A 1,359-nucleotide genomic window follows, 5' to 3' on the forward strand; every position below is an offset into this window, starting at 1 on the left:
GTATTGCCACGGAATCGTCGACCAGCAGCGCACTTTCACCTCTGCACCTCGCGCTTTGCCCTTGATGGTTTGCGGGCCATGTTGCCCGAGCACGGCGACGCGGGGGATGCGTTTTCTCAATGAATCCGCAAAGAAGATCGTCTTCTGGGGAATCCTCCGACCGTCTACCCGAACTTTCCTGAAAGGGTCGCGTGCCCTCTGCGGAGAGCCATGGAAGGGCTGGTTGGGGTGCACTCGTTTTCAGTGCACTGAGTGACGGTAAGGGCGCCGCCAAAAATGCCGCTTCTCACGCGTCGCTGCGCGCCGTGCCGGGCGCACACGTCGTCGCGTTGCGCGCCTACGGACGTGGTGCTCCGTGGTCGCCGGGATGGTCGCATCGTGCAGATGGCCTCACAATTGGTGACCGGTTCGGGGCAGGTGAACGGCCGCGGGCGATCGCCACGGACGCCAGCCGCTGCTGAGATCCGGAACCTTTACTGCCTCGGGAGACGCCGAAGCCATGTTCACAACCGTCTACGTCGTCGGGTTCAAGGAGGATGAGCGCGCTTGGATCGAATCGGCGCTCGCACGGGTCACCGATGCGGTCGTGTTCGTGGACGACGGCAAGGCCTTTCTCGCCCAACCGCCCGATGATTCGAGCCATTCGCCTCATTGCGTCGGCAGATGTCGACGAGGCCGCGACGCTGAGGCTGGTGCGCGAGTTAAGGCGCCGGGGTGTGGCACCGCCCGTGATCGTCCTGGGTCCGCACAGCGCATTTCACACGGCCGTGGACATCGCGCGCTTGGAGGCGACGGGCTTCCTGGAGCGGCCGGTCAGCGCGCGCAGACTGCGTGCCGCTGTGCGTCGCGGCGCTCGGATCGGAGATAACCGCAAAGAATGACAGGCTGCCGCCACGTACGTGGTCGTAGGCGAATAACGATCAGGGTGCAAGCTCAGGGCCATGCAGTAGTACGCCCCCGCCACTGCTGGAAAGCTGCGCACGCGCTGCGAGTTGCAGCCATGGGCGCCCAGCACAGCGTTGACCACCTCGGCCGGCACCACCGCGAAAGCAGGCTGGCGCTCAGAAAGTCAGCCAGCCTGGCTCCGCTGCCCAGGACCGCCTTGGTTCTCGCCATGCTCGACTGCCGTCGTTCTGAAGAGTATTTGGTCAAAGCCCGCGAATTGACCAGCCAATCATCAAGACGCCGCTCGCGGCGATCCAGCTGCCGCCCACACGCACGGCGATCCGCGCCCATGGAGCAACGACAAGCGCGGCGAACAGGACGACCAGTACGAACACTGCGGCGGCCAATCCGAGGGCGGCCAGGGTCGCCGATGCAGACAGGCCCATGCCGGTGCCATTGAGGTACCCGTGAACC

At 64.9% G+C, this 1,359-nt stretch carries 2 protein-coding genes and 1 pseudogene; 1 reads left to right on the top strand and 2 read right to left on the bottom strand.

Features of this window, described 5'->3' with window-relative positions; all coding sequences use genetic code 11:
• Nucleotides 1-629 precede the first annotated feature (629 nt).
• Nucleotides 630-881: a hypothetical protein gene (locus tag AC1DY5_RS55835; protein WP_478122740.1), complete on the top strand. Its 252-nt coding sequence runs from the start codon at nt 630-632 to the stop codon at nt 879-881.
• Between the two features lie 47 nt (nt 882-928).
• On the opposite strand, the pseudogene AC1DY5_RS55840 reads toward AC1DY5_RS55835, so the two are convergent.
• Together AC1DY5_RS55840 and AC1DY5_RS55845 are read right to left on the bottom strand one after the other, a co-directional pair.
• Nucleotides 929-1,042: pseudogene (locus tag AC1DY5_RS55840) on the bottom strand (transposase domain-containing protein); the annotation flags it as partial.
• A gap of 106 nt (nt 1,043-1,148) precedes the next feature.
• Nucleotides 1,149-1,359 (bottom strand): hypothetical protein (locus tag AC1DY5_RS55845; protein ID WP_478122739.1); only part of this gene is annotated, 211 nt, incomplete at its 5' end.

This window comes from Variovorax sp. P4_D9 (genome assembly GCF_056401695.1).

Excerpts from the sequence above, each read along its gene's own strand:
- AC1DY5_RS55835 (WP_478122740.1), top strand. The coding sequence starts at position 630 with ATGATTCGAGCCATTCGCCTCATTGCGTCGGCAGATGTCGACGAGGCC.